Annotated in this window: 23 protein-coding genes; 11 read left to right on the top strand and 12 right to left on the bottom strand. The window is 68.9% G+C overall.

From position 1 onward, the window contains the following. Nucleotides 1–14 precede the first annotated feature (14 nt). From ACZ5IK_RS12110 to ACZ5IK_RS12100, 3 genes are all read left to right on the top strand, one after another. The gene (locus tag ACZ5IK_RS12110; protein ID WP_101606493.1) at nucleotides 15–353 is read left to right on the top strand and encodes an ArsR/SmtB family transcription factor; all 339 of its coding nucleotides are present in this window, start codon (nucleotides 15–17) and stop codon (nucleotides 351–353) included. Next, on the top strand, nucleotides 346–999 hold the full coding sequence (locus tag ACZ5IK_RS12105) for a DUF899 domain-containing protein (protein WP_465487732.1): 654 nt from the start codon (nucleotides 346–348) through the stop codon (nucleotides 997–999). The genes ACZ5IK_RS12110 and ACZ5IK_RS12105 overlap by 8 nt, the downstream gene beginning before the upstream one ends. Before the next feature lie 379 nt (nucleotides 1,000–1,378). Beyond that, nucleotides 1,379–1,936: a dihydrofolate reductase family protein gene (locus tag ACZ5IK_RS12100; RefSeq protein ID WP_465487731.1), complete on the top strand. Its 558-nt coding sequence runs from the start codon at nucleotides 1,379–1,381 to the stop codon at nucleotides 1,934–1,936. 37 nt (nucleotides 1,937–1,973) lie between these two features. Here ACZ5IK_RS12100 and ACZ5IK_RS12095 read toward each other — a convergent pair whose 3' ends face one another. From ACZ5IK_RS12095 to ACZ5IK_RS12080, 4 genes are read right to left on the bottom strand one after another with little or no spacing between them, the layout of a single operon-like run. After that, on the bottom strand, nucleotides 1,974–2,537 hold the full coding sequence (locus tag ACZ5IK_RS12095; protein WP_101606490.1) for a GTP-binding protein: 564 nt from the start codon (nucleotides 2,535–2,537) through the stop codon (nucleotides 1,974–1,976). A gap of 28 nt (nucleotides 2,538–2,565) precedes the next feature. Then, a complete protein-coding gene (locus tag ACZ5IK_RS12090) occupies nucleotides 2,566–3,321 on the bottom strand; it encodes a DUF742 domain-containing protein (RefSeq protein WP_465487730.1) in 756 nt (251 codons plus the stop codon). A 7-nt stretch (nucleotides 3,322–3,328) separates the two neighbouring features. Beyond that, complete coding sequence (locus tag ACZ5IK_RS12085) at nucleotides 3,329–3,781, bottom strand: roadblock/LC7 domain-containing protein (RefSeq protein WP_005166055.1); 453 nt, start codon at nucleotides 3,779–3,781, stop codon at nucleotides 3,329–3,331. Further along, the gene (locus ACZ5IK_RS12080) at nucleotides 3,778–7,206 is read right to left on the bottom strand and encodes a sensor histidine kinase (protein ID WP_465487729.1); all 3,429 of its coding nucleotides are present in this window, start codon (nucleotides 7,204–7,206) and stop codon (nucleotides 3,778–3,780) included. The genes ACZ5IK_RS12085 and ACZ5IK_RS12080 overlap by 4 nt, the downstream gene beginning before the upstream one ends. A 972-nt stretch (nucleotides 7,207–8,178) precedes the next feature. On the opposite strand from ACZ5IK_RS12080, the gene ACZ5IK_RS12075 reads away from it, so the two are divergent. Together ACZ5IK_RS12075 and ACZ5IK_RS12070 are read left to right on the top strand one after the other, a co-directional pair. Beyond that, the gene (locus ACZ5IK_RS12075) at nucleotides 8,179–8,604 is read left to right on the top strand and encodes a DUF485 domain-containing protein (RefSeq protein ID WP_465487728.1); all 426 of its coding nucleotides are present in this window, start codon (nucleotides 8,179–8,181) and stop codon (nucleotides 8,602–8,604) included. Beyond that, the gene (locus ACZ5IK_RS12070) at nucleotides 8,601–10,175 is read left to right on the top strand and encodes a solute symporter family protein (protein ID WP_101606487.1); all 1,575 of its coding nucleotides are present in this window, start codon (nucleotides 8,601–8,603) and stop codon (nucleotides 10,173–10,175) included. Before ACZ5IK_RS12075 ends, ACZ5IK_RS12070 begins: the two co-directional genes overlap by 4 nt. 63 nt (nucleotides 10,176–10,238) lie before the next feature. Here the strand turns inward: ACZ5IK_RS12070 and ACZ5IK_RS12065 are convergent, their stop codons facing one another. Continuing rightward, complete coding sequence (locus ACZ5IK_RS12065) at nucleotides 10,239–10,808, bottom strand: TetR/AcrR family transcriptional regulator (protein ID WP_465487727.1); 570 nt, start codon at nucleotides 10,806–10,808, stop codon at nucleotides 10,239–10,241. Between the two features lie 137 nt (nucleotides 10,809–10,945). On the opposite strand from ACZ5IK_RS12065, the gene ACZ5IK_RS12060 reads away from it, so the two are divergent. Further along, entirely contained in the window at nucleotides 10,946–12,367 is a 1,422-nt protein-coding gene (locus ACZ5IK_RS12060) for an MFS transporter (RefSeq protein WP_465487726.1), read from the top strand. Here ACZ5IK_RS12060 and ACZ5IK_RS12055 read toward each other — a convergent pair. The 5 genes from ACZ5IK_RS12055 to ACZ5IK_RS12035 form a co-directional block, all read right to left on the bottom strand. Then, complete coding sequence (locus ACZ5IK_RS12055) at nucleotides 12,364–12,717, bottom strand: DUF3817 domain-containing protein (RefSeq protein ID WP_410602172.1); 354 nt, start codon at nucleotides 12,715–12,717, stop codon at nucleotides 12,364–12,366. The two genes, ACZ5IK_RS12060 and ACZ5IK_RS12055, sit on opposite strands and share 4 nt — an antisense overlap. A gap of 23 nt (nucleotides 12,718–12,740) precedes the next feature. Beyond that, entirely contained in the window at nucleotides 12,741–13,109 is a 369-nt protein-coding gene (locus tag ACZ5IK_RS12050) for a hypothetical protein (RefSeq protein ID WP_168214266.1), read from the bottom strand. Between the two features lie 189 nt (nucleotides 13,110–13,298). Next, entirely contained in the window at nucleotides 13,299–14,183 is an 885-nt protein-coding gene (locus ACZ5IK_RS12045) for a lytic transglycosylase domain-containing protein (protein WP_101606485.1), read from the bottom strand. A 132-nt stretch (nucleotides 14,184–14,315) separates the two neighbouring features. Next, entirely contained in the window at nucleotides 14,316–14,798 is a 483-nt protein-coding gene (locus ACZ5IK_RS12040) for a transcriptional regulator (protein ID WP_101606484.1), read from the bottom strand. Between the two features lie 350 nt (nucleotides 14,799–15,148). After that, complete coding sequence (locus tag ACZ5IK_RS12035) at nucleotides 15,149–15,316, bottom strand: hypothetical protein (protein WP_007033704.1); 168 nt, start codon at nucleotides 15,314–15,316, stop codon at nucleotides 15,149–15,151. Between the two features lie 120 nt (nucleotides 15,317–15,436). Between ACZ5IK_RS12035 and ACZ5IK_RS12030 the strand changes: the two genes are divergently transcribed. Then, nucleotides 15,437–16,222 carry a crotonase/enoyl-CoA hydratase family protein gene (locus ACZ5IK_RS12030; RefSeq protein ID WP_465487725.1) on the top strand — a complete coding sequence of 262 codons (786 nt, stop codon included), beginning with the start codon at nucleotides 15,437–15,439 and terminating at the stop codon, nucleotides 16,220–16,222. A 10-nt stretch (nucleotides 16,223–16,232) separates the two neighbouring features. Continuing rightward, complete coding sequence (locus ACZ5IK_RS12025; protein ID WP_465487724.1) at nucleotides 16,233–16,769, top strand: GNAT family N-acetyltransferase; 537 nt, start codon at nucleotides 16,233–16,235, stop codon at nucleotides 16,767–16,769. Here the strand turns inward: ACZ5IK_RS12025 and ACZ5IK_RS12020 are convergent. Both ACZ5IK_RS12020 and ACZ5IK_RS12015 read right to left on the bottom strand, forming a co-directional pair. Next, nucleotides 16,766–17,908: a CaiB/BaiF CoA transferase family protein gene (locus tag ACZ5IK_RS12020; protein ID WP_465488012.1), complete on the bottom strand. Its 1,143-nt coding sequence runs from the start codon at nucleotides 17,906–17,908 to the stop codon at nucleotides 16,766–16,768. The two genes, ACZ5IK_RS12025 and ACZ5IK_RS12020, sit on opposite strands and share 4 nt — an antisense overlap. 31 nt (nucleotides 17,909–17,939) lie before the next feature. Further along, nucleotides 17,940–19,091, bottom strand: a complete 1,152-nt coding sequence (locus ACZ5IK_RS12015; protein ID WP_101606482.1) for an acyl-CoA dehydrogenase family protein — start codon at nucleotides 19,089–19,091, stop codon at nucleotides 17,940–17,942. A 106-nt stretch (nucleotides 19,092–19,197) separates the two neighbouring features. Here ACZ5IK_RS12015 and ACZ5IK_RS12010 point away from each other — a divergent pair, with 106 nt between their 5' ends. The 3 genes from ACZ5IK_RS12010 to ACZ5IK_RS12000 all read left to right on the top strand — a co-directional run bounded on the left by ACZ5IK_RS12010 (nucleotide 19,198) and on the right by ACZ5IK_RS12000 (nucleotide 21,676). Then, nucleotides 19,198–19,812 carry a TetR/AcrR family transcriptional regulator gene (locus ACZ5IK_RS12010; RefSeq protein ID WP_465487723.1) on the top strand — a complete coding sequence of 205 codons (615 nt, stop codon included), beginning with the start codon at nucleotides 19,198–19,200 and terminating at the stop codon, nucleotides 19,810–19,812. A 9-nt stretch (nucleotides 19,813–19,821) separates the two neighbouring features. After that, nucleotides 19,822–20,748 carry a hypothetical protein gene (locus tag ACZ5IK_RS12005; RefSeq protein WP_465487722.1) on the top strand — a complete coding sequence of 309 codons (927 nt, stop codon included), beginning with the start codon at nucleotides 19,822–19,824 and terminating at the stop codon, nucleotides 20,746–20,748. A 103-nt stretch (nucleotides 20,749–20,851) separates the two neighbouring features. Then, nucleotides 20,852–21,676, top strand: a complete 825-nt coding sequence (locus ACZ5IK_RS12000) for a hypothetical protein (RefSeq protein ID WP_465487721.1) — start codon at nucleotides 20,852–20,854, stop codon at nucleotides 21,674–21,676. Nucleotides 21,677–21,700 lie beyond the last annotated feature (24 nt).

Here is a 21,700-nt window from a genome sequence, read left to right as displayed (position 1 = left end):
TTGATTGAGCAAAGATGACCACTGATCAGCTCAGCGCCACATTCGCCGCCCTGGCGGACCCCACCCGCCGGGCGATCCTCGCCCGGCTCTCCACCGGCGAGGCCAGCGTCAACGAGCTCGCCGAGCCCTTTCCGGTCAGCCTCCAGGCCATCTCCAAGCATCTGAAGGTCCTCGAGCGCGCGGGCTTGATCAGCCGGAGCCGGACGGCGCAATGGCGGCCCTGCCGGCTGGAGGCCGCCCCGCTCGGCGACATCGCCGACTGGGTCGAGCGGTACCGGCGGTTCTGGGACGGCGGCTTCGACAGGCTGGAAAGTCATCTGGCCGAACTACAGAAAGGCGATCGCGATGACTGAGACCACGGCACTGCCGGAAATCGTCTCGCAGGACGAATGGCGGACAGCGCGCGAAGCGTTGCTGGCCAAGGAAAAAGAGCTCACCCGTGCCGCGGACGCGGTCGCCGCCGAACGACGGCGGCTGCCGATGGTCCGCTTCGACGGCGGCTACGAGTTCGAAGGACCCCAGGGCCGGGTGACGCTGCTGGACCTGTTCGAGGGACGACGTCAGCTGATCGTCTACCACTTCATGCTCGCTCCCGGGCAGAAGGCGGGCTGCCCGGGCTGCTCGATGGTCGTGGACAACATCGGTCACCTCGCCCACCTGCACGCCCGGGACACGACACTGTCCGTGGTCGCGCCCGCGACACTGCCCGAGATCGAGCGGTACAAGGAGCGGATGGGCTGGACCGTCCCGTGGGTCTCGACCGGCGGCGACTTCAACGCGGCCTGCGACGTCGGCGCCGGGTTCGGGATCAGCGTCTTCCTGCGCGACGGCGACGAGGTGTTCCGGACCTACTTCACCACCGATCGCGGCGGCGACCAGCTGGTGGGGACGCTGCGATACCTGGATCTGACGCCGTTCGGGCGGCAGGAGGCATGGGAGGAGTCCGGCCGCGGGACGGACGGGCCGGGGCACTGGTGGAAGCTGCACGACGAATACTGAGTCAGTGGCAAAGGACGGTTATCGAAGGGTAGGGCAAAGGCGTCGTCTTCAGGCGCGGGTCGGGCGAACCGGTCCCGCTGCCGAACCGAGTCCCTCACTGTGTGTGTTCCGAGCCGTGAAAGCCTCCTTCCCTACCTTGAGAGCAGGGCCCCGGCAAAGTCGGCTATCCGCCGGTCGCAGGGGGCGAGGGTGTGGGCTCGTCAGCCGAAACCTGACACGTACGGATAGCTGATTTTGCCGGGCCCCTACCTTGAGAGCGAGGAAGGATGCCTTCACGAACCGCTGAACGCGGGCCGGGCATGTCGAGAACCCCACGACCGCTCCGACCCCTTGGTGACCGGCGCCCGGAAGGCGGGCGCCACACCGGAGGGATCAAGCCATGCGCAAGCTCGTCTACGCCGTCCACACCTCGCTCGACGGCCGTATCGAAGGCCCGGACGGCGAGTTCGACTGGGCCGCGATGGGCCCGGAACTGTCCGCCCACTCCCAGGAACTGACCGACCGCGCCGACACCCTCGTCTACGGGCGGCGTGTGTGGGACATGATGTCGTCGTTCTGGCCGCGGGCCGAATCGCTGTCGGATCACCCGCACGACGTCGAGTACGCCCCGATCTGGCGCGAGACGCCGAAGATCGTCTTCTCCCGGACGCTGGAAAAGGCCGGCTGGGGCACCGAAGTGGTCGGCGGTGACCTCACCGAACGGGTCACCGAACTCAAGAGCAGGCCCGGTAAGGATCTGCTGCTGATGGGCGGGGCCGAGCTGGCCACCGCGCTGTCGGACCGCGGCCTGATCGACGAGGCCCATGTCGTCGTGCACCCGGTGGTGCTCGGCGGCGGCAAGCAGGTGTTCGGGGGCGGGGCGCGCACGGATCTGCGGCTGACCGGCACCCGGACGATGGACGGGTGCGCGGTACTGCTGACCTACGAAACGGTGTGAAACCGGGGCGGCAGCCCCTACGCTGCCGCCGTCAGGATCACCTCGAGTTGCTCGCGCGCAACGCGATCCACTGCCGCATCGCGTACTCGACCAGCGTGATCAGCGTCTGTTTCGTCGACTCCCGCTCCCGCGCGTCACACCGGACGATCGGGATGTTGGGGTCGATCGACAGCGCTTCACGCACGTCGTTGATGTCGTGCTCGAGGACGCCGTCGAAGGTGTTGACCCCGACGATGTAGGGCAGGCCCCGGTCCTCGAAGAAGTCGATCGGCGCGAACGAATCGGCCAGCCGTCGCGTGTCGGCCAGCACCACGGCACCGATCGCGCCGCGCACGAGGTCGTCCCACATGAACCAGAACCGCTGCTGCCCGGGCGTGCCGAACAGGTAGAGGATCAGGTCCGCGTCGAGGGAGACCCGGCCGAAGTCCATCGCGACCGTGGTGGTCGACTTGTTGGGCGTCTGGTCGAGGTTGTCGATCCCCCGACTGGCGTCCGTCATCATCGCCTCGGTGGTGAGCGGGACGATCTCCGACACCGAACCGACGAAGGTCGTCTTGCCCGCACCGAAGCCACCCGCCACGACGATCTTCGCGGATGTCATGGTCGGGGGCGCGGTTTCCCGCGGTGCCTTAAAGCCGACGGAGTCCACTCAAAACCCTTTCCATCAACACCAGATGTGCCTCGGCGCCGTCATTGCCCGAAATCGTCTTGTGCACGCTGACCAGCCCCGCGTCCGCCGCGTCACTGATCAGCACGCGTGCCACACCCAGCGGTACGCGCAGGGTCGCCGCGATCTCGGCGACCGAACGCGGGGTCCGGCACTCCTCGATGATCGAAATGCACTCGATCTGCCCCACGGCCACCGAGGGGAGGCTACCCGCGGCGACATGGTCCTTGGTGGAGATGAGGGTCTCCAACTCGAGAGCGTAGTTCGCCTTGGTCCGGCCGCCGGTGAGGGCATAGGGACGGACGATCGCCGTCTCCTCGAACGGTGAGTGCGCCTGCTCGAACACGGCGGGCATGATGAACTCGCCACTCGGCGGGCCCGGGTCGAACAGACCACCTGGTCTCGGCCCAACGGCGTCAGCGCCGCTGTTGGGTGGAGAAGCAAGTGAGGTCACGCGGTCTCCTTGATCGGTCGGCTGCGGGACTGCCGATTCCCCGGCGGCGTGGGCCCCACCCGCCCGGGAAACAGCGGCATCTTCGGACTGCTTGCTCTTCTTGCGCTTCCGACGACCACGGCCCGAATCCAGGGTGAAGCCGTTCAGGACATCGGCGAAGGTACCGTCGTCCCTTGAACCGGCAGCATTGGCAGCCCCCGCGCGCGGTGGCTGGTGTTCACCCGTCCCCGGCGGTTCGCCGAAGGATCCGGACCCGGTGCTCATCGAGACATCATCCCACCGGTTCGCCGATCAGCGACCCACCGGCGCCCTGCAATTGTGCGCGAAGTTCCGGCGTGAGGATCTGGCCGACGCGGTCGACGAGCATCGTCATCTCGTAGGCGACCTGCCCGATGTCGCAGTTCGGGGCGGCGAGGATGGCCAGGCAGGAACCGTCGCTGATGGACATCAGCACCATGATGCCGAGCTCCATCTCGACGACGGTTTCGTTGACAGCGCCCGCCTCGAAGCACCTCGCGGCACCCTGGGTCAGGCTCACCAGGCCGGACGCGACAGCGGCCAGCTGGTCGGCCCGGTCCAGCGGGAGACGGCTCGACGCGGTGAGCAGGAGGCCGTCCGCCGACACGACCACGGCGTGCGCCACTCCGGGTACCCGCTCGGCGAAATCGTTCACCAGCCACCCGAACTGGTTCTGCTGGGGCTGGGCCGGGTTCGGCGAGGTCATTCACCCTCCAGGGTTTCGTGGTTGCCTTCGGTCGCCTGGGCTGTGTGGTGCCGTCCGCGCTGGATGCCCTGCTGGAAACTGCTCAGGCGACCGCGCACGTCGTGCGCGTCTCGCTGTGGTCGGGGGGTGACCGCCCCGGCGGGCGGTCCCGCGCTGCCCGGAAGCAGTTGCTCCCCGCGACGGCGCCGGGGTAATCCTGCCGAAGTCATCTTCGAGGGCACGGACTGGGACACCGCTTGGGCCGCTTTCCAGCCCTCGTCGGAGCCGAAGTTCCACGCGTCGGTCTTCTCGACGGCGCTGACCGGTTCCGGTTCCGGCGGCGCTGCCTGCGGTTTCTTCTCGGGTTTGCGGCTCGGCAGCGCGGCGGGCGGGGTCACCGGACGCGCGGTCATCTCCGACGACGACTGCGCCGCCTTCGCGGGCTCGGGTGCCGGCGGCTCCGGCGACACTTCCGGCTGGGTCGCGGGAAGCTGTGTGGTGGCGGGCGCGGCCTTGTCCGCCGCCTCCTTACGACCTCGTTTGACACCCTGCTGGAAGCTGCTCAGCCTGCCGCGCACGTTCACCGGATCGCGGACCGGCAGCTCCGAACCGGTGGCGGGCTCGGCGGGCGGGACCGACGACGTCGCGCTGCCCGGAAGGAGCTGCTCGCCCTTGCGGCGGCGCGGCAGCCCGGCCTGGGTGAACGTCGACGGCGCGGTCTGCGAGACCTCCTGGACCGTGCGGAACGCCTTGTCGCTGGCGAAGTCCCAGTTGCGGGCCTCCTGCTCGGCGGTCGGAGCGGCTTCGGCGGCGGGCTCGGCCGCCTTCTGCTCTTCGGGCTCCTTCTTCCCCGGCTTCTCCTTCTTGGCCGCGGGTTCGGCCGCGGGCTTTTCCGGAGCGGGGGCGGGCGAACGGAACCACGCCGAGAGCATCTCGTCGAAGATCGGCGTCGTCTCCGACGCGGTGGGAAGCGGGGCGACGGCCGGAGGCGGCGTGGCCGCCTGGTTCCACCACTCGCTCAGCGTGGTGCTGTTCTTGGCCTCGAACAGTTCCTTGCCGCTGGGCAGTTCGCCTTCGAGCGACGCCGATGTGGGCTCGGCGGGCTCGGCGGGCTGCTCCGCCTCCTTCGCGACCGGCTCGGGCTCGGAAGCGGGCTCCGGTTCCGGCGCGCGGGGCTGCGGCGCGGGCGGGGTCGTCGTCTCGTCCTTGGGGATCGGGCTGAACAGCGCCGTTCCCGAGATCTCGACATCCGACGGCGGCCGCGGGTCCTGGGTGTGGGTGTGCCCGTTCACCCCGGACTTGGTGTGACCGGCCAGATCGTTCGCGGACGGCCACCGCTCGCCGCCCTGCGAGGGCACGCTCGGCATGCCCGGCCGTGACCCGTTCGCGGGACGCTGGCGGCGGGGCAGGCCGCCCGGCTGCTGCGGCGGCACCGGCGCGAGGCGCTGCGTGATCGGGCCGGTCGCGGGGCCGGGGTCCCCGGGCGGGGCCATCACGAGATCCGCCGGGACCGACACGGTGGCGCGCACGCCCACGATGTCCTTGCCACCGTGGAGCGAGACGGCGATGCGGTGCCTGCTGGCCAGCCGTCCGACCACGAACAGGCCCATCCGGCGCGAGGTGGCGAGGTCGACGTTGGGGGCCTCGGTGAGCCGGGCGTTGGCCTCGGCGACCTCGGCCTCGTTCATCCCGATGCCCTTGTCGAGGATGTCGATGCCGAACGAGCCGTCTTCGACGAGCCTGGTCGCGATGGTCACCTGGGTTTCCGGCGCGGAGAACGCGGTGGCGTTGTCCAGCAGTTCGGCGATCAGGCGCATCAGGTCGTTGGCCGCGTACCCGACCAGCCGGACCGGCGGCGGGTTCTGCACGGTGACCCGCTGGTACTGCTCGATCTCGGAGACCGCCGCGCGCACCACGTCGGTGGCGGAGACCGGCTGACCGGACCGCCTGCCCGGCTCGGCGCCGGAGAGGACCATCAGGTTCTCGTTGTTGCGGCGCATGCGGGTGGCGAGGTGGTCCAGCTGGAACAGCGTGGCCAGCTGGTCCGCGTCCTCTTCGTCGCGCTCCAGCCGCTCGATCAGCTGCAGCTGCCGCTGCACGAGGCTCTGGCTGCGGCGGGAGAGGTTGACGAACACGTTGCTGTACCCGGTGCGCATCGAGGCCTGCTCGGTGGCCAGGCGCAGCGCCTGGTGGTGCACCTTGTCGAAGGCCCTGGCGACCTCGCCGATCTCGTCGTCGCCGCCGACCGGCACCGGCTGCACGTCGGTGCCCTGCGAGCGGCCCTCCTGAATGTTGCGGACCGCGTCGGGCAGCTGTTTCTCGGCGACGTCGAGGGCGCTGGCGCGCAGCATCTTGAGCGAGCGCAACAGCTGACGGGTGATGAGGAAGACGACGGCGACGGCGAGCACCATCGCGCCGAACAGCAGGACCGCGAGCAGACCGGCACCGCTGCTGGCGTCGTCGACCAGTTCGGCCGACACCGAACTCGCCTGGGCGCCGAATTTGTTCGCGACCTCACCGGTCTTGGTGATCACCGCGTTCGAAGCGTCGTTCCAGCCCTGTGCGGACAGCGTGCGGAAAGCTTGGGAGGTGGGGGCGCCCTGGTCGCCGAGGGCGGTCTTCGCGAGCCTGTCGCGGGTCTCCATCGCCTCGTCGGTGACGGCGGCGCCGAACTCCTGGCGCTGCTGTTCCGAAGCGGCGGCGCGGAAGTCGGTGAAACGGTCGGCCAGCCGTAGTTCGGCGGTGCGCAGCTGGTCGAGTTCGCTCGGCGCGAGACCCGACCGGGCGATGCCGAAGGAGACCAGCGCTTGGCTCAGCGACAGCTGTTCCTTCATCACGGCGAGGTCGTGCACCGCGGCGGGAGTGCCGCCGAGGACGTCTTCGCTGGCGCCCGCGGCCAACGCGGTGTCGAGGGCGAGCAGCGCGGTGGTGACGTCGGTGTACTCGCCGATGGCCTGCACGGGGTCGAGTTGTCCGGCGGAGGCCCGCTGACGGATGTCGGCCAGCCTCTCCAGCTGGGCCGCTGCGGCGTCCCGCGCCTGGCGGAGGGACGGCTCGTTCTCGACGGCCCTGGACGCGGCGGCCACGTAAAGGGGAATGGCGGTGTCGACGTCGGCACGGGCGGAGCCGAGCTCGAGGGTCCCGCCGACGGTGCCCGCGGTCAGCCCCGCGGCGGACTGGGTGCGCTCACGGCCGAGTCCGTCGGTGAGGGTGCGGATCTGCCCGCTCAACGCGACGAGACGGTCGAGACGCTGGTAGCCGTCGGAACGGCCGACCTGGCCCGCGATGGTGGCGATGCCCAGCGCGAGCGCGATGAGGATCGGCACCAACGTCACGGCCGACAGCTTCACCGGCAGGCTCCAGTCCCGCCAGCGCACGAGTGCGCGCCAGCCGGTGGCCCACCGCGATGGCCGGGGAGTGCGTCCCAGCAGCTCCCCGACAGGCACTTGGCCTTCTCCTGCAACGGTCACGTAGGTGACTCCCTGTCCGGCGTCCTGGCACGGTCTGAGGCGTCCGTTCCCGCGAGGTGTCTGCCTGCGGAGAACTCGGCCCCGGCCTGACCACGTGATCGATCGCGACATGAGGGACCCCGTCCGGCGATCCGGGTGTCCCCAGGAACACCGGTCCGCTTCGGGAGGTCTTGCACCTGCACGTGCAGGTCGCAACCTGCGAAGTGCACGGTCGTCGAGATCAACTTTTCTTTGCCAATCGATCACAGCGGGTCAGCCGGGCCAAAGAATCGTACACCAATCCGGGTGCCGTCAATTCTGTTCAGTACACGGGTGCTGACCTGGGAAAAGTGTGTATTCGAACGATGTACAAGGCCCGAAATCCGTCTCCGCGTCACAAACGAGGGAATTCCGGTTACAGGTTGCGCCGGTGCATCAGGGGCCCGGGTCACCCGATCAGCCTACGCTGGGTAGCCGCTTCGCCCGGTCGAACTACTTTCCGTGCCCCCATCGGGTGGGTCAAGCCCAAATGTGTGCCCGATGTTGTGGCCTTGCCGATCCGGCCGGTTCCTTGTCGCCCGACATGGTGATTTCTTTCAGGATGATCGTCGAACCAGGGGATCTTCCCCGATCCGCGATGGCGGGCACGGTATCGAAGCCTGCTTCACACCGGAAGCGAAACTACGATCTGTCACCAAAACGAGGGACACAGCGTGGCCGTCTTCCCCGTTTGCCGCAGTGGGCCGTTCGGGCGACGACCGCGCGTGACAATCGGCCTCACTATTACGAGTGATAAAGCCGGTTCATTCCGGCCGAAACGAATTCCCCGGACAACTATTCCGAGGGGAAAACGAATACCGGGTCGCATGTTCGTGGAAGCGGGGTCGCCTATTCAGAGCGCCGGAAGCCGAAGTTAGTATGTGCGCTCCGCACCGCGCCCGGATGCCAGCAAGCCCCCGGAGGAACCCCATGCCCGACGTCGCGCGCCCGTTCGCGGCGAGCAACGCCCTCGAGGACACCGGGCAGATGCCCGCGCTGTTCGTCCGCGAGCGCCAGCAGCCCGCTCCCCCGCCGCCGCGCAGCACCGGCCCCGACTTCGACCGGATCCAGCACGGCAAGGAGTTCGTCGCGCTGCGCAAGACCTTCCGGCGGTTCGTGTTCCCGATGAGCCTGCTGTTCTTCACCTGGTACATGACGTTCGTGCTGCTGGCGGCCTACGCGCACGACTTCATGAGCCGGAAGGTGTGGGGCGAGGTCAACGTCGGCATGCTGCTCGGGCTCGGCCAGTTCGCCAGCACGATCCTGATCACGATCGGCTACCTGAAGTTCGCCAACAAGCGGCTCGACCCCAAGGTCGAACAGTTGCGGGCGTCGGTCGGGGCGGAGGAACGATGAGCATCCCCGACAACGACCCGGTCCTGAACATCGCGGTGTTCGCGCTGTTCGTCGCGATCACCCTGTACGTGGTGTACCGCGTCAGCACGCGCAACTCGTCCACTTCGGACTACTACGCGGCGGGCAGCGCCTTCACCGGGCGGCAGAACGGCATCGCGCTTTCGGGTGACTTCCTCTCGGCGGCGTCGTTCCTGGGTATCGCCGGGGCGATCGCGATCCACGGCTACGACGGCTTCCTGTACTCGATCGGGTTCCTCGTCGCCTGGATGGTCGACCTGCTGCTGATCGCGGAACTGCTGCGCAACACCGGCCGCTTCACCATGGGCGACGTGCTGAGCTTCCGGATGAAGCAGCGCCCGGTCCGCGCCGCGGCCGCGACGTCGACGCTGGTGATCTCCTTCTTCTACATGCTCGCGCAGATGGCGGGCGCCGGCGGGCTGGTGGCGTTGCTGCTGGACATCCACGGCGGCATCGGCCAGGCATTGGTGATCGGCGTCGTCGGCGTCGTCATGGTGCTGTACGTGCTGGTCGGCGGGATGAAGGGCACCACGTGGGTGCAGATCATCAAGGCGACCATCCTGCTGCTGACCGGTGCGCTGATCACCGTGTTCCTGTTCGGCAAGTTCGGTTTCAGCTTCTCGAACCTGCTCTCGGCCGCCGCCGACCGGAGCCCGCTCGGCGACGAACTGCTGGAGCCGGGCGGCTCGTACGGCAAGAGCGAGGTCACGAAACTCGACTTCGTCTCACTGGCGCTCGCGCTGGTCCTCGGCGCCGCCGCGCTCCCGCACGTGCTGATGCGCTTCTACACGGTGCCGAACTCGCGCGAGGCGCGGCGCTCGGTGGTGTGGGCGACCGCGTGCATGTCCGTCTTCTATCTCTGCACGCTGGTCATCGGCTTCGGCGCCGCGGCGCTGGTCGGCCCGGAGGCGATCAAGAACGCGCCCGGCGGGGAGAACTCGGCGGCGCCGCTGCTCGCGCTGAACATCGGCGGCACCGTCCTGCTCGGCATCGTCTCGGCGGTGGCCTTCGCGACCATCCTCGCCGTCGTCGCCGGGCTGACGATCACCGCGTCGGCCTCCTTCGCCCACGACGTCTACGCCAACATCTTCAAACGCGGCAACGCGGAACCGGCCGCGGAGGTCCGGGTCGCCCGGCTGACCGCGGTCGCCGTCGGGGCGCTCGCGATCGTGGGCGGCATCCTGGCGAACGGGCAGAACATCGCGTTCCTGGTGGCGCTGGCGTTCGCGGTCGCGGCGTCGGCGAACCTCTCGACGCTGCTGTTCTCGCTGTTCTGGAAGCGGTTCAACACCACCGGAACGCTGTGGGGCATCTACGGCGGGCTGATCGCGAGCCTGGTGCTCGTGTTCTTCTCACCGGTGATGTCCGGGGCGGCGGACTCGATCATCAAGAGCGTCGACTTCCACTGGTTCCCGCTGAAGAACCCGGGTCTCGTGTCGATCCCGTTCTCGTTCCTGTGCGGGATCGTGGGCACTTTCGTCGGCCGGTCGAAGGCCGACCCGGTCAAGCACGCCGAGATGGAGGTGCGGTCCCTCACCGGGATCGGCTCCTGATCTCGGTCCCGGCGGGTGTCATGAAAGGGGCTTTCAGGACGAAATTTGTCCTGAAAGCCCCTTTCATGACACCCGGAGGCCGTCCAGCACGATCGCGAGAAGCCGTTCCGTGTCCTCGGGTGACGCCTTGCTCGCGGCCGAACCGACCCCGTGACCGAGCCGAAGGATGTCGACGCCTCTGACGTCGGGCCGGATCACGCCCTCGTCCTGAGCGGCCTTCACGATCGTGTCGGACGCGGCCCGCAGCCGTGACTGACACCAGGCGAAGACCTCGGAGCCCGCGTCGACGGACGCCTTCAACGTCATCGCCAGCCCGTGTTTCTCGACCACGTAGACAACGTGCGTGGCCAGCCACGTCTCGAGCGCCTTCCCCGGCGGCAACTCTTCGAGCAGGTCGTAGGCCTGCTGCGCCAGCCCGTCGATCTCGTCGCGGTAGACGGCCTCGACCAGTTTGTCGCGCGTCGGGAAGTGCCGGTACAACGTGCCCGCGCCGACACCGGCGCGTTTGGCGATGTCGTCGGCGGGCACGTCCACGCCGTCGGCGGTGAACGCCTCCTTCGCCACCGCCACGATGCGCTCGTAGTTGCGCCGGGCGTCCGCGCGCATGGGCCGGTCCGGATCGGCCGTGACCATCTGCACCTCCTCGGGCGACGAAAACGGAGACATTCTCCGAATCCACTTGCGTAAGCGGAGAGTCTCTCCATATCATCGCTCACGACCTCAAGTGGAGAGTCTCTCCGCTTCATCTCGTTACGTCTTTGGAGTATTCCTTGACCGAGCGAACCCTGCGTACCGAGCCTAGGCCCGAGACGGCCGAGGCCCCACCACCCCCACACCGGCTGGTCCTGCCGATCGTGCTGACCTGCCAGCTCATGCTCATCCTCGACGCGACGGTGATGAACGTCGCGCTCCCCCGGATCCAGACCGAACTCGGCTTCACCGACACCGGCCTGTCCTGGGTGATGACGGCGTACAGCCTCGTCTTCGGCGGCTTGCTGCTGCTCGGCGGGCGCGCGGGCGACCTGTTCGGCCGCCGCCGGATGTTCGTCGTCGGCGCGGCCGTGTTCACCGCCGCCTCCCTGCTCGGCGGCCTCGCCGGCTCGGCGGAGATGCTCATCGCGGCCCGGATCGCCCAGGGTGTCGGCGCCGCGATGGCCGGGCCGAGCACCTTGGCGCTGATCACCAGCACGTTCACCGAGGCCAAGGCCAGGGTGCGCGCGCTGGCACTGTTCTCGGCGATGTCCAGCGGCGGTTTCGCGATCGGCCTGCTGCTCGGCGGGCTGCTGACCGAATGGATCTCGTGGCGGGCGGCGCTGTACATCAACGTCCCGTTCGGGCTCGCGATCGTCCTGCTCACCTCGCGATACGTCGCCGATCCCCCTCGCCGACGGGCACGCCTGGACCTCCCCGGCGCGTTCACCGGCACCTTCGGCGTCGGCTCGCTCGTGTTCGCGTTCACCCACGCCGCGTCGGACGGCTGGGGCGACACCGTCACCCTCGGCAGCCTCGCGGCCGGGCTGGCCCTGCTGGCCGCGTTCCTCACGATCGAAACCAGGGTGAGCCAGCCGCTCATCCCGCTGCGGCTGTTCGCGGAACGCAACCGGGCCGCGGCCTACGTCAACTTCTTCCTCGGGCCGATGGCCATGATGTCCATGTTCTTCTTCTTGACCCAGTTCCTGCAGGACATCGCGGGTTTCGCCGCGCTGGAGACCGGGTTCGCCTTCTTGCCGATGGCGGTGTGCATGTTCGGGCTCAGCAGGCTGATCCCGAAGCTTCTCCCCCGGTTCGGCCCGAAACCGCTGGCGCTGACCGGGACGGCGTTGATGACCGGCGGCGTCGTCTGGCTGACCACCCTCACCACCGACAGCGGGTACTTCTCGCACCTGCTCGGCCCGATGCTGCTGATGGGTGTCGGCGCGGGGCTGGCGTTCTCCCCGCTCAGCGTGATCATCATGGCGACCGTGCCCACCGAAGACGCGGGTGCGGCGGGCGGCGTCCTGCAGACGTTGCAGCAGGTCGGGGCGACCTTGGGGCTCGCGATCCTGATCACCGTGTTCGGCGCGGTGACGCGGACCCCGTCCGGGAGCCCGGCGGAGACCACGGTCGACGGGATGACCGCGGCGTTCGCCACCGCCGCCGTGGTGACGGCTTTGTCCTTCGGGGTGGCGCTGACCTTCCGGCGCCGGGCTTAGAGCTTCACGCCCGCCTGGACCTTGTGCGTGACCTTGCGTTCCATCACGAAGGAGAAGAACGGGATGCAGCCGGCGATCAGCACGAGGAGAGTGCCCTTCATCGACCAGCGGGCCTTGATCGCGAGGTCGACCGCGAGCAGCAGGTAGATCAGGTAAAGCCCGCCGTGGACCATGGGGATCATCTTCACGAACTGGGGCAGTTCCACACTGAAGACGTACTGCAGCAGCATCTCGACGACCAGCCCGAGCAGGGCCACACCGGTGGCGTACGCCGCGAAGCGGAACCGGATCAGCGGCCCGCCCAGCGAGACCGAGCGGGCCGGGGCGGCGTCGTCAGTTCGGGTGGTCATAGCGTCTCGAACCTCTCTGGGAACTACTTGTCGCGGGCGTTGAGTTCGCGCAAATACTTGTTGTACGCGGCGAGCTCGTCGTCTTCGGGAGCGGGCGCCGGGGCGGGCCTCCGCCGGGGCGCGGGCACCTCGGGGACGGCGGCCTCGGCCGTCTGCTCCGGAGTGTCGGCCTCCGCGGCTTGGCGGCGGAGTTTGCGGATCCGCCAGAACATGAACGCGGGGAACAGCCCGAACAGCGGCCACTGCAGGACGTAGCCCAGGTTCTGGAACGTCCCGCTGGCCGAGGAGAACCGCTCCCACTGCCACCAGGCGAGCCCGCAGCACAGCGCCAGGCTCACCAGGCAGACGCCGGCGATGCCGAGACGGCGCAGGGCGACGGACGAGGCGGGCACGCATCGACGCTAGCACTGGGCGCGCGGCGAAAGTTCGGCGACCGGGCCGGTCGGGACCTTGGTCCCGGTCACCCCGCCTGGCCCCGCGGCGTGTCATGAAAGGGGCTTTCAGGACATATTTCGTCCTGAAAGCCCCTTTCATGACATCTGGGTCGAGGCGAGGGGATGCGAGGACGGAACCCCCGAGCGTCACTTAGCGGTCTGGACGGCCTTCGCGTAGTCGTCCGCCAGCCCGAAGACCTTCTGCGCGTACTCCGTCGAGTTGTTGTACGACAGGATCCCCTGCCACCACCCCGAGGCGGCCGACATGTCCCGGTTGTTCACGCACAGGTAGCGCGCCGCCGCCAGCGTCGCGTCGTCGATCTGCTGCGGGTCGCCGACGCCGTCGCGGTTGCCGTCGGCGGCGTACCGGCGCCAGGTGCTGGGGATGAACTGCATCGGGCCGACAGCGCGGTCGACGGCCGCGTCGCCGTCGAACTGGCCGCCGTCGGTGTCGCCGATCGCCTTGACGCCGGGCGAGCCGTCGAGCGGGACGCCGATGATCGGCTTCGAGGGCCGTCCGTCCTGGCCGAGGACGGCGCCGCCGTACTGGCCGTGGTTCGACTCGATCCGGCCGATGCCCGCGAGGGTGGCCCACGAGATCTTGCAGTTCGGCTGCATCTGGCGCATCGCCAGTTCGGCGTTGCCGTAGGCGAGCAGCGCCCTGGCCGGGATGCCGGTGGCCTGCGCGGCCCGCTCGGTCCAGGCCGCCAGGGGGTCCTTGCCCGGTTTCGGCTGTACCTGCTGCGGCGAGGTCTGCTGGGCCGCGCCGCCGGCGGGGGTGGCGTTGACCGGCACGACCGTGCCCGGTTTGACGTCCGCCGCCTTGACCTGAAGGGCGGGGATCTCCATCGTCGTCGGGCTCGCGACCGGGGCGGACGCCTTGGTCACCAGCCAGATCCCACCCCCGGCGAGACCCAGTACGGCCAGCACGATGACCAGCCTGCCGAAGACGGCGGCGCCCACCCCGCGGCGTGGCGGAGCGGGCTTGGCCGGGTCGGCGACGAGTTCGTCGTTTTCCGGGGTGGTGCGCACGAAGCGAGTCCTCCAGCGTGGGGTGGCGATCACGACCGATGCTCGAACAACGAGCCCGCGCAGGTTAGCGTTACGCGGTTGCCGAGATCGCCCCTGCCACGCCGGTTCACCCGCGCGTGCGAGAAGTTCTCGTCAGGCGGACTTCTGCTGCCTCGCCAGCCGTGCCACGCACCAGGCCGGGGCGCTGCCGCGGCGAAGGTGCTGCAAGACGGTCATCGGGCCGAGACGGCGGCTCAGGTCGGACGGGGCGAGCCCGGCCGCGCGGTAGTCCAGCGCACGCTGGTCGAGCGGGCTGATGCCGGCGTCCCACCAGGCTTCGGCCTCGGCGACGCCGCCGACCATCTGCCACCAGCCGGCGGCCGCGACGAGCAGGTCCCGCGGAACCTCGGGAAGACGGCTTCGCATCGCGTCGACGTAGCCGGGGTCGGCGGCCTCGACCGGCGCCCAGCGCGCCTGGCCGGACTGCTGACGCTGGCCGGGGATACCGGGAGCTTGACGGGGAGCGTCGGCGAGCCACGCGGACGCGATCCGGTCGGTCTCCTGCTCCTCGGGGGTCTGCTCACGCTCGGCGGCCCACTGCCGGATCAACGCATCGACTCCGGGATCTCCGGTCATCCCTGCCTCCTCATGATTCCCCGACTGACAAGTCCTGACTTACTTGCCCGGCTGAAAGTTCCGCTGCCCTGAGGCTTGCACCTGCGGAAACCCTTCGCCCAGGAGGCCGGCTCCGGCGCCTGGAGGACCAACCGATCACGCAATGTGAGCACCGTAGGGGCGCGGAGGTCTTTTCCGCCAGAGCTTCTGGGGCACGAATTCGTCGACCAGCGGGTTTTCGGGGGCAATCCACCCGGATGGTCGAGTCGCCCGACCGAAATGCGAGACGGGTGACTCTGAGTGATAACGGCTGGTGGACGCGCACGGTGATCACCGGCGTCGCCAGGGACACCGGTGAGGTCACGACGGGGTCAGGAGAAGAGGCTCCGGACGAACGTCACGATGGCTTCGGCTCCGGACCGGAGCCAGCCGAGCGCGGTGTGGACGGCGTCGGCGGATTGGGTCGGCCTGCTGATCAGAAAGAAGAGCACGAGCGCGACGACGGCGATAACGACGAATTTCTTCAAGCCGGGCGACATGGCTCCATCCCATCACACCGTAGTGTCCAGACGATGACTCCGCGCGCACTGCGGACTTTGTCACCACTTTAAGGAGATCCGGGCCTCGTTGCCCACCCGGTTTCCCCCGAGGAGCGAATGATGAGCGAAAACGTTCTCGTCCACCGGGAAGGACCGGTGACGACGGTCACGCTGAACCGGCCCGGGGCCCGCAACGCGGTGGACGGGCCGACCGCGGCCGCGCTGGCGGAAGCGTTCCGCGCGTTCGACGCCGACGAGGAGGCCGCGGTCGCCGTCCTCACCGGTTCGGGTGACGCCTTCTGCGCCGGAGCCGATCTGAAGGCCGTCGGCACCGACCGCACCAACTCGCTCGGCCCGGTGGGTGACGGGCCGATGGGGCCGTCGCGGATGACGCTGTCGAAGCCGGTGATCGCCGCGGTCCGCGGGCACGCCGTCGCGGGTGGCCTGGAACTGGCGCTGTGGTGCGATCTGAGGGTCGCCGACAGCACGGCCGTCTTCGGGGTCTTCTGCCGCCGCTGGGGTGTTCCGCTGATCGACGGCGGCACGGTGCGGCTCCCACGGCTGATCGGGCATTCGCGGGCGATGGACCTGATCCTCACCGGCCGCCCGGTCGAGGCGGACGAGGCGCTCGCGATCGGGCTCGCGAACCGGGTCGTCCCCGACGGCGAGGCGCTTTCGGCCGCGCAAGCCCTCGCGCGCGAGCTGGCCGCGTTCCCGCAAGCCTGTCTGCGCGCGGATCGCAAATCCGCGTACGGCCAGTACGGGCTCACCGAAGAAGAGGCGATGCGCGCCGAGTTCTCCAACGCGCTGATCGGCGGCGGGCTCGCCGAAGAGGCCGTGAAGGGCGCGAGCCGGTTCAGTGACGGTGCGGGGCGTCACGGCGATTTCGGCACCCCATCGTCCTAGTCTCTGTCAAATGACCGAAACCGGAGTCGCGCTCAGACCGGTATCCGAAGCCGACCTGCCGATGCTCGAGAGCCTGACGAACGATCCCCAGGCCGCGGGCGCGTTCGAATGGCATGGCTGGCACGACCCGCACTTCCTGCGCCGCCGCTGGGCCGAGACCGGCATGCTCGCGGCGGACAACGGGATGCTGATGATCGAGCTGGCCGGGCAGCGGCTCGGCTTCGTCTCCTGGCACAAGACCAGGAGCGGGTCGACGTCGTTCTGCTGGAACGCCGGGCTCGTGCTCATCCCCGAGGCACGCGGCCACGGCCACGGGACCGAGGCCCAGCGGTTGCTGGTCCGCTACCTTTTCTCGCACACGCAAATGAACCGCGTCGAGGCGTCGACGGAGGCGGGCAACGTCGCGGAGCAGCGTTCCCTGACGAAGGCGGGCTTCACCAAGGAAGGCGTGCTGCGCGGCTACGGGTTCCGGGACGGGGCCTGGCGCGACCACATCCTCTATTCGATGGTGCGATCGGACCTGGACCCCGACCCGGAACGCGGCTAGACGATCGTGCCCGCGGCCTTGAGCCGCTCGATCCCGTCGGCGTCCACACCGAGTTCCGCGAGGACGTCGGCGGTGTCGCCGCCCTTGGGCCGCGGCGGTTCCGGCGTCGCGGCCGGCGTGCGGTCGAACCTCGGCGCGGGTGCGGGCTGCATCATGCCGCCGACGTCGACGAACGTCCCGCGGGCGACGTTGTGCGGATGCGACGGTGCTTCACGGGGCGAGAGCACCGCCGTCAAGCACGCGTCGGTGCCCTCGGCCTTCGCGACCAGCTCGTCGCGAGTGTGCTTCGCGACGGCTTCGGCGACGATCTTGCGCAGCTTCGGCCACTCGTTCATGTCGACGTGGACCGGGATCTCCTCGGGATCGAGGCCGAGCACCTTCACCAGGTCGCCCCAGAACCGCATCTCGATCGCGCCGATGGCGACGTACTTGCCGTCGGCGGTCTCGTAGGTGTCGTAGAACGGCGCGCCGCCGTCGAGCATGTTCTCGCCGCGCCCGCCGGGCCAGAGCCCGGAGTCCAGCAGCCCGTGCAGGCTGGTGGTCAGCAGGGCCGCGCCGTCCACCATGGACGCGTCGACCACCTGGCCCTTGCCTGAGGTCTGGCGTTCGAACAGCGCCGCCAACACGCCCATCGCGAGCAGGAGGCCACCGCCGCCGAAGTCACCGACGAGGTTGAGCGGCACCACCGGCCGCTGCCCGGCGTGCCCGATCGGTTCGAGCGCGCCGGAGATGCCGATGTAGTTGATGTCGTGCCCGGCGACTGTCGCCAGCGGGCCGTCCTGGCCGTAGCCGGTCATCCGGCCGTAGACCAGCCGCGGGTTGCGGGCGTGGACCTGCTCCGGCCCGATGCCCATCCGCTCGGCGACACCGGGACGGAAACCCTCGATGAGCACGTCGGCGTCGTCGGCGAGTTTCAGCACCAGTTCGACCCCTTCGGGAGTCTTGGTGTTGATCCCGATCGACCGCCTGCCCCGGGCGAGCGGATCGTTCGGGAAGCCGATGACGTCGTTGCCCGGGGTCGCCCGGTCGATCCGGACCACCTCCGCGCCGAGATCGGCGAGGATGGTGCAGGCGAACGGCGCCGGGGCGAGCCCGGCCAGTTCGACGACCTTGAGCCCGCTCAGCGGCCCAGCCTTCATCGCCACGTCCTTTCCTTGTACGGCAACGTTTTCAGAGAGTACGGGAGATGATTTCCTTCATGATCTCGCTGGTGCCGCCGAAGATCCGGGAGATCCGGATGTCGGCCCACGCGCGCGCGATCGGGTACTCGGACATGTAGCCGTAGCCGCCGAAGAGCTGCAGGCAGTCGTCGACGACCTTGTTGACCCGTTCGGTGGTCCACAGTTTCGCCATCGCCGCGCCCTGCACGTCGAGTTCCTTGCGCAGGTGCCGTTCGATGCACTGGTCGAGGTACGCGCGGGACACGGCGGCCTCGGTGGCGGCCTCGGCGAGCTTGAACTTCGTGTTCTGGAAGTTGTAGATCGGGCGGCCGAACGCCTGGCGGTCCTTGGTGTAGGCGATGGTCTGGTCGATCGCGGCCTCCATCCCGGCCACCGCGGTGACGGCGATGATCAGCCGTTCCTGCGGAAGCTGCTGCATCAGCTGGATGAAGCCGAGGCCTTCCTGTCCACCGAGGAGGTTGGCGGCGGGCACCCGGACGTCGTCGAAGGAGAGCTCCGCGGTGTCCTGCCCCTTGAGCCCGATCTTGTCGAGGACGCGGCCGCGGCTGAAGCCCGGCGTGTCGGTCTCGACGGCGATGAGCGAGACACCCTGCGCGCCCGCGTCCGGATCGGTCTTCACCGCGACGACGACGAGGTCGGCGTGGAAACCGTTGGTGATGAAGGTCTTCGCGCCGTTGATCACGTAGTGGTCGCCGTCGCGCACCGCGCGGGTCTTGATGCTCTGCAGATCCGAACCCGTGCCGGGTTCGGTCATCGCGACCGCGCCGACCATCTCGCCGGAGGCGAACTTCGGCAGCCATGCCTTCTTCTGCTCTTCGCCCGCGTACTCGAGGATGTAGTGCGCGACGATTCCGTTGTGGACGGTGACGCCCCAGGCGCTGTCGCCGGACCGGGCCTGCTCTTCGTAGAGGACGGCCTCGTGGGCGAACGTGCCGCCGCCACCGCCGTACTCCTCCGGGATGGACAGTGCCAGCAGGCCGACCTCGCCCGCCTTCGTCCACAGCTCGCGGTCGACCTTCTTCTCGGCCGCCCAGCGCTCCTGGTTCGGCACGAGTTCCTTCTGGCAGAACGTCCGGGCGAGGTCCCGGAGGTCTTCGAGCTCCGTCGTGCTCCACGAACTCTTCTGGATCTGCAAGGGCACGGCCAACGCCTCCTGATCAGGACCTGGAAAACATGACGCTTAGGATGTAAGTTCCAAGCGGAATGTACATCCGTACCGAGCTGCACGTAAAGGGGGTACCGGTTCGATGACCGCACTGGGCAGGACCCACCGGACACAGGCCGAACGGCGGGAGCAGACCCGCACCGCCTTGCTCGACGCGACCATCGACTGCTTGGTCGACCTCGGGTACGCGCGCACCTCGGTCCAGGAGATCTGCGCCCGCGCCGGGGTCTCGAAGGGCGCCGTGCAGCACCACTTCTCCGCGAAGGCCGAGCTGATGGCGGCCGCCGTCGAGCATCTGACGGAGAAGCTGCGCGGACGGCTCGCGGCATCGCTCTCGACGCTCCCCGGTGGCGCATCGGGCGTCGCGGCGGCGATCGACCTGCTGTGGGAGGGCTATTCGGGCACGTTGTCCACCGCCGCCACGGAACTGTGGGTCGCGGCGCGGACCGATCCCGAACTCCGCGAGGCGATCCGCCCGGTCGACAGGGCGCTGGGCCGCTCGACGCTGGAGCACATCACCGCGGTCGCCGGGGACCTGCCGAAGGAACGCGCGGAGATCCTGTTCTGGCTGACCGTGAACCTCACCCGCGGCCTGGCGCTGGACGCCGAACTCGGCGGCGATCCGAAGCGGCGGCGGCAATTGCTCGACGAATGGAAGCGCGTCGCGGTGATGTTGTACGAGGACGCGGCCACGTAAGCTCCGGACATGTGGGCTCTCAAGAAGATGGCGGCACTGGCCGCGGCAGTGCTCATGCTCGCCGGGTGCGCGGCCGAGCCACCGCCCGCTCCGCCCACGGGGCCTTTGACGCTGCGCGAAGCACTCGGCGACCCCACGACCGTGAACTTCTGCGACATCCTCGACTTCCCTGAGCTCGAGAAGACGTATCCACTGTCCGAACCGACGCTCAGCATGGGCGCGTGCTCGTTTCAGCTCAAGATCGCCGGGGCCCCCGCCCTGATCAGTTTCGGCTTCCCGGAAGACCGGGCGCAGGAGCGCCTCGGCGGTGCAACCCCGGTCGGCGAGCCGTCGCTCGCCCGCGGCCTGCGGATGGTCCGCTCGGACCTCCAGGGTCAGCCCCTTCTTCAGCTGATCTTCACCGATGACACCTCCTTGCGCGTCGGAACGTACTTCGAAGCCCGTCAGGACTTCGGCCCGGAATTGCTCGACGTGGCGACGAAAACCGCGGAGAACGCCGTCCGGTCGCTCGCGGCGGGCAAGCGGCCGTCGCATCTCGAGTACCGCGAAAACTCCCTCGCCCGGCTGGACGCCTGCTCCGCCCTGCTGTCCGATAGCGAGATCTCCGCGCGGCTGGGCGGCGCAGTCTCCGGGAAGGGCGATCTGTCCCGGCACCAATGCCTTTGGGGCGAACAGAACGCGGAACGGTTCGCCCGGCTGGAATTCGGCCTCGGCCCGAATCCGAAGGCCACGAGCGCCCCCGAGGAGACGCTGGGCGGGCGCCGCTCCTTCGTCCAGGAGGTCAGTGGCGGCTGCACGGTGCTGACCGGCCACATCGGCGGCCCGGACGCGAACCGGAACCAGGTCGAGCACGCCCTTCTCGCCGTACAGGCGCCAAAAGCGTGTGACATCGCCAGGGAAATGGCGAACGTCGCCTGGCCCAAGCTCCCCGCGTAGCACGCGCGAAGAGGCTTGACCAGAGCACAGGTGACACTTATCTCGCGGCCCGATCCGTGGTGGAATTCCTTGCTGGACAACAGAACCGGCGGAGGAGCCGACCATGAGCGCGCCGCAGCAGCAGCCGTACCAACCGACTGGCCCGTTCAGCGCAACGCAGCCCGTCCAAGCTCCCGCCGCCGCGCCACGACCACCGTCCGACGTGCGGCTCCCCCGGTTGTTCGCCGCGATGATGGGGGTTTTCGCCGGCCTTCTGGTGCTGATCGGGACCTTTCTGCCGCAGTCGACGTACGAACAGGTCTCCGACGGCAAGACGGTGTCGAAATTCGCCGAGACCGGCTGGACGCGGACCTTCGACATCGAGCCGTCGGCCGAGGAGAAGGAGTTCTACGACAAGACCCATGTCGCCCGGTACGGCATCCCGCTGTCGGCCGCCGCGCTGACGCTGTTCGCCGGGGCCGCGGTGGGCTTCGCGTCGTACCGCCGGAATTCGGGTTCGCCCGGCGCGACGACGGCGAGAACTCTGCTGGTCGCCGGCGGGGCCGGGACGGCGATCGGCGTCTGGATGTTCGGCATGGACATCTCGGCGAGCTTGAGTTTCGGGCAGGACACCGGCCGCTTCGTCTCGCGCTATGGAACCGGGAGCGGATTCTGGATCCTGCTCGCGGGCGGGCTCGTGGCGTTGCTCACCATCGGACTGGCGATCGTGGCCAACCGCCGTGAACCCGCGCCACCCCGCCAGTCCCCTTATCCGGCCGGTTACGCGCCTTATGCGCCCGGAATCCCTCAGCAGCAGTATCCACAGCAACCGCCGCCGCAGGCCTACGAACCTCCGTCGCCCCCGACACCGCCTTCGGGCTCCGCGTTGCAGCAGCAGGACATCCTGCGCCCGTCTCCCGAAAACCCGCCCCAGCCCGGCAATATGTGAAACTTATTCACGTCAGCTGGACAG

The organism is Amycolatopsis sp. NPDC031561 (assembly GCF_055580625.1).
This window is presented reverse-complemented; position numbering and strand designations above follow the sequence as displayed.

Bases quoted from the DNA above. Each gene is read 5' to 3' on its own strand.
- ACZ5IK_RS12035 (WP_007033704.1), bottom strand. From the start codon at position 15,316: ATGTCGCCCGGCTTGAAGAAATTCGTCGTTATCGCCGTCGTCGCGCTC.
- ACZ5IK_RS12030 (WP_465487725.1), top strand. From the start codon at position 15,437: ATGAGCGAAAACGTTCTCGTCCACCGGGAAGGACCGGTGACGACGGTC.
- ACZ5IK_RS12010 (WP_465487723.1), top strand. From the start codon at position 19,198: ATGACCGCACTGGGCAGGACCCACCGGACACAGGCCGAACGGCGGGAG.
- ACZ5IK_RS12090 (WP_465487730.1), bottom strand. From the start codon at position 3,321: ATGAGCACCGGGTCCGGATCCTTCGGCGAACCGCCGGGGACGGGTGAA.
- ACZ5IK_RS12000 (WP_465487721.1), top strand. From the start codon at position 20,852: ATGAGCGCGCCGCAGCAGCAGCCGTACCAACCGACTGGCCCGTTCAGC.
- ACZ5IK_RS12020 (WP_465488012.1), bottom strand. From the start codon at position 17,908: ATGAAGGCTGGGCCGCTGAGCGGGCTCAAGGTCGTCGAACTGGCCGGG.
- ACZ5IK_RS12040 (WP_101606484.1), bottom strand. From the start codon at position 14,798: ATGACCGGAGATCCCGGAGTCGATGCGTTGATCCGGCAGTGGGCCGCC.
- ACZ5IK_RS12110 (WP_101606493.1), top strand. From the start codon at position 15: ATGACCACTGATCAGCTCAGCGCCACATTCGCCGCCCTGGCGGACCCC.
- ACZ5IK_RS12095 (WP_101606490.1), bottom strand. From the start codon at position 2,537: ATGACATCCGCGAAGATCGTCGTGGCGGGTGGCTTCGGTGCGGGCAAG.
- ACZ5IK_RS12085 (WP_005166055.1), bottom strand. From the start codon at position 3,781: ATGACCTCGCCGAACCCGGCCCAGCCCCAGCAGAACCAGTTCGGGTGG.
- ACZ5IK_RS12075 (WP_465487728.1), top strand. From the start codon at position 8,179: ATGCCCGACGTCGCGCGCCCGTTCGCGGCGAGCAACGCCCTCGAGGAC.
- ACZ5IK_RS12025 (WP_465487724.1), top strand. From the start codon at position 16,233: ATGACCGAAACCGGAGTCGCGCTCAGACCGGTATCCGAAGCCGACCTG.
- ACZ5IK_RS12065 (WP_465487727.1), bottom strand. From the start codon at position 10,808: ATGGTCACGGCCGATCCGGACCGGCCCATGCGCGCGGACGCCCGGCGC.
- ACZ5IK_RS12005 (WP_465487722.1), top strand. From the start codon at position 19,822: ATGTGGGCTCTCAAGAAGATGGCGGCACTGGCCGCGGCAGTGCTCATG.
- ACZ5IK_RS12055 (WP_410602172.1), bottom strand. From the start codon at position 12,717: ATGACCACCCGAACTGACGACGCCGCCCCGGCCCGCTCGGTCTCGCTG.
- ACZ5IK_RS12070 (WP_101606487.1), top strand. From the start codon at position 8,601: ATGAGCATCCCCGACAACGACCCGGTCCTGAACATCGCGGTGTTCGCG.
- ACZ5IK_RS12100 (WP_465487731.1), top strand. From the start codon at position 1,379: ATGCGCAAGCTCGTCTACGCCGTCCACACCTCGCTCGACGGCCGTATC.
- ACZ5IK_RS12105 (WP_465487732.1), top strand. From the start codon at position 346: ATGACTGAGACCACGGCACTGCCGGAAATCGTCTCGCAGGACGAATGG.